The 3,640-nt window shown below is 69.0% G+C and carries 3 protein-coding genes and 1 pseudogene; all 4 read left to right on the top strand.

All coding sequences use genetic code 11. The features are described 5' to 3' along the window. Nucleotides 1-1,521, top strand: a pseudogene (locus I5I_RS08110) (iron-containing alcohol dehydrogenase); the annotation flags it as partial. A 124-nt stretch (nucleotides 1,522-1,645) separates the two neighbouring features. Next, nucleotides 1,646-1,942 carry a DUF1905 domain-containing protein gene (locus tag I5I_RS08105; protein ID WP_036318308.1) on the top strand — a complete coding sequence of 99 codons (297 nt, stop codon included), beginning with the start codon at nucleotides 1,646-1,648 and terminating at the stop codon, nucleotides 1,940-1,942. Next, entirely contained in the window at nucleotides 1,935-2,414 is a 480-nt protein-coding gene (locus tag I5I_RS08100) for a prepilin peptidase (RefSeq protein ID WP_036318307.1), read from the top strand. The genes I5I_RS08105 and I5I_RS08100 overlap by 8 nt, the downstream gene beginning before the upstream one ends. A gap of 60 nt (nucleotides 2,415-2,474) precedes the next feature. Beyond that, nucleotides 2,475-3,503, top strand: a complete 1,029-nt coding sequence (locus tag I5I_RS08095) for a YihY/virulence factor BrkB family protein (RefSeq protein ID WP_036318309.1) — start codon at nucleotides 2,475-2,477, stop codon at nucleotides 3,501-3,503. Nucleotides 3,504-3,640: the final 137 nt, after the last annotated feature.

Below are 3,640 nucleotides of genomic sequence, written 5' to 3'. Positions count from 1 at the left end.
CCCGTCGGCCCTCGGCGGTATCGGTGACATCTACAACGCGTTCATGCCGTCGCTGACCCTCGGCTGCGGCTCCTACGGACACAACTCGGTCTCCAACAACGTCTCGGCGGTGAACCTCTTGAACGTCAAGCGCATCGGGCGTCGCAACAACAACCTGCAGTGGTTCAAGATCCCGGCGAAGACCTACTTCGAGCCGAACGCCGTCCGCTACCTCGCCGACATGCGCGGCGTCGAGCGCGTGACCATCGTCACCGACGAGACCATGACCAAGCTCGGCTACGTCGACAAGATCATGGATGTGCTGAACCGGCGTGACAACCGCGTGCAGGTGCAGCTGATCAACACCGTCAAGCCGGAGCCGAAGGTCTCCGAGGTGCGCGCCGGCGCCGACCTCATGCGTCAGTTCCAGCCCGACACGATCATCGCCCTCGGTGGCGGATCGCCGATGGACGCGTCCAAGGTGATGTGGCTGCTGTACGAGAACCCCGAGGTGGAGTTCTCCGACATGTGCGAGAAGTTCTTCGACGTGCGCAAGCGCGCGTTCAAGTTCCCCGAGCTCGGCAAGAAGGCGAAGCTCGTCTGCATCCCGACCACCTCGGGTACCGGCAGCGAGATGACCCCGTTCGCCGTCATCACCGACGACGAGACGGGCATGAAGTACCCGCTCGCCGACTACGCGCTGACCCCGTCGGTCGCGATCATCGACCCCGTGCTCACCAAGGTGCTGCCCGGTTTCCTGGTCGCCGACGCGGGCTTCGACGCGCTGACGCACGCCACCGAGGCCTTCGTGTCGGTGTACGCGAACGACTACACCGACGGCCTGTGCCTGCACGCGATCAAACTCATCTTCGAGAACATCGAGCGCAGCACCAAGGCGCAGCCGAACTCGACGGATGCCGAGGACATCAAGGCCCGCGAGAAGATGCACAACGCGGCATCCATCTCGGGTATGGCCTTCGGAAACGCGTTCCTCGGGATCGTCCACGCCATGGCGCACGTGACCGGCGCGACCTATCACCTGGTGCACGGCCGCACGAACGCGGTCTACCTGCCCCACGTGATCCGCTACAACGGCACCGTCCCGACCAAGCTGACCAGCTGGCCGAAGTACGAGCGCTACATCGCGCCCGAGCGGTTCCAGGAGATCGCCAAGCACTCGGGCCTCCGGCATCCACCCCGGAGGAGGGCGTGGAAAGCTACGCCCGCGCCGTCGAGGAGCTGCGCGACCGGGTCGGCATCGAGCGGTCGTTCCAGCAGCAGGGCGTCGACGAGACCACCTTCATCTCGGGCCTGCAGGAGCTCGCCCTGGCCGCGTACCGCGACCAGTGCGCTCCGGCGAACCCGCGGATGCCGATGATCGAGGACATGAAGACCCTCATGGAGGCCGCCTACTACGGCACCTCCTTCGAGGAGGTCCGCGCGGCCCGCAAGGTCGCCCACGCCGAGAGCGAGGCCGTGACGGGAACCGTGCGCACGGCGCCCGCCAAGGCGACGGCCAAGAAGGCCAAGGCCAGCGCCTGACCGACGCTGCGGAACGAAGGGGGCCGGGGGAGCATACCCGGCCCCCTTCTCCGCGCCTGCCGGGCGTCCTCGAGGCTGTGCACACCGTCGACGGCGGCGCGCACGAGGTCGCTACGATGACCGCGTGCGCTTCGAGTTCGACGGGGAGATCTTTCGCTGGGACGCCCGACGCGAGGACTGGTACTTCGTCGAGCTGCCGGGCGAGCTCAGTGCCGACATCCGCGACCTCCCGCGGCCGCCGCGCGGATTCGGCGCTGTCCGCGTCGCGGTCGTCATCGGCGGCTCGCAGTGGCGCACGTCCGTCTTCCCCGACGCGCACCGCGCACGCTACGTGTTGCCGCTGAAGCGATCGGTTCGCGAGGCCGAGGGCATCGGTTCCGCGGGCACCGTACGGGTGGCGCTGGAGGTTCTCGATGGCTGATCCGGCCACGATCCTCGCCGCGTCGGCTTACCTCGTCGCCGCCGTGGCCGGCGTGGTCCTCACCGTCGTCGACGTGCGCACGCATCGCCTGCCGAACAGGATCGTTCTTCCTGCGTTGATCGTGACGATCGCGCTTCTTACGGCGTCCTGTGCGTTCGGCTCCCCGTGGGCCGCACTGGTGCGCGCGCTCGGTGCCGGCGCGGCGCTGTTCGTCTTCTTCGTACTGCTGCGCGTGGCGGGGCGCGGAGCGATCGGCGGCGGCGACGTCAAGCTGGCCGCGCTCGTCGGCGTGCTTCTCGGCTGGGTCGGATGGTCTGCCGTGCTGCTCGGGGTCGTCGCCGCTTTCCTCGCTGCGGGCGTCGTCGCCATCGTCCTGCTGGCCGCGCGACGGGCGACCAGGTCCACCCGCATCCCCTTCGGGCCGTTCCTCGTCATCGGGACGTGGATCGGAGTGCTCGCCGACCTCGTGTGACGCACGGCGGCCGCTGTCAAGGCCCTGCGCGTCGTGCGTGAGGTGCATATCCTGGGCGGCATGGATCTGTCCCGCATCATCGCGCGCGCCCTGACGCTCACGCCGGTGCGAGCGTTCCTGCGCTACAGCGAACGGCGGGGGCCGATGCTCGCCGACAGCGTCACCTATCGCACGCTGTTCAGCCTCTTCGCGGCGGTGTTGCTCGGATTCTCGATCGCCGCCCTGTGGCTGTCCGGCGACACGGATGCGTGGCGGGCGCTGGTGGCGGCCGTCGACCGGGCTGTGCCGGGCCTCGTCGGCGAGAACGGCCTCGTGAAGGTCGACGAGATCTCGCTCCCGGTCGGCCTGTCCATCGCCGGCGCGCTCTCGCTGGTGGGTCTCGTCGGTGCCGCGATCGGTGCGATCGGGTCGCTGCGGACGGCGATGCGCATCGTGTGCGACAAACTCATCGACGACGTTCCCGTGTGGCTCGTCCTGCTGCGCAACCTTGCGCTGGCCGTCGGCGTCGGCGCCGCGCTGCTGGCCTCCGCCGTCGTCACCATGATCGGCACCGCCGGACTCGACGTGGTCGCCCAGTGGCTGGGTCTGGCCCGTGAAGACCCGGCCATCGCGTGGGGCACCCGCTGGCTGGCCATTCTCGTCACCTTCGTCTTGGATGCCGTCGTCGTCGCGGTGCTGTTCCGGGTGCTGTCGGGGGTGCGGGCGTCGGCTACGGCGCTGTTGACGGGGGCCCTGATCGGCGCCGTCGGGCTCACGGTGCTGCAGCAGCTGTCGGGGCTCTTCGTCGGCGGAGCCACGTCGAACCCGCTGCTGGCCTCGTTCGCAGCGCTCATCGCACTGCTGCTCTGGGTCAACCTGTCGGCTCAGGTGATCCTGATCTCCACGTCGTACATCGTCACCGTCGCGGAGGAGCAGGACGACCGCGTGCGTGCGCGCTACGGGTCGGCGACCTTCCTCCAGCGTCGGGTGCGGACGGCGGAGAACGCCGTCGCGCTCGCCACGGCCGAGCTCGAAGCGGCGCGCCGCGCCGAACGCGGCGAGCGCGAGCGCTCCGCCGCCTCGTCGCGGGCGGATGTAACGACCAGGTAAGGGCCTCGTGAAGATGACCCCCGTCGATGTGCATCCGGCGGGGGTGCACGTTAGCGTGTGATCTGTGTCAGAACCCGAAGCTGTGACCGGTCCCACCCCCGCGCCCCATCCGCTCCACGCAACCCATCCGCTGGCGC

This window comes from Microbacterium sp. B24 (assembly GCF_000333415.1).
Classification (GTDB): domain Bacteria; phylum Actinomycetota; class Actinomycetes; order Actinomycetales; family Microbacteriaceae; genus Microbacterium.
The sequence above is the reverse complement of the archived record's forward strand: the minus strand, read 5'-3'. Positions and strand labels throughout refer to the sequence as shown.

Excerpts from the sequence above, each read along its gene's own strand:
- I5I_RS08100 (WP_036318307.1), top strand. The coding sequence starts at position 1,935 with ATGGCTGATCCGGCCACGATCCTCGCCGCGTCGGCTTACCTCGTCGCC.
- I5I_RS08095 (WP_036318309.1), top strand. The coding sequence starts at position 2,475 with ATGGATCTGTCCCGCATCATCGCGCGCGCCCTGACGCTCACGCCGGTG.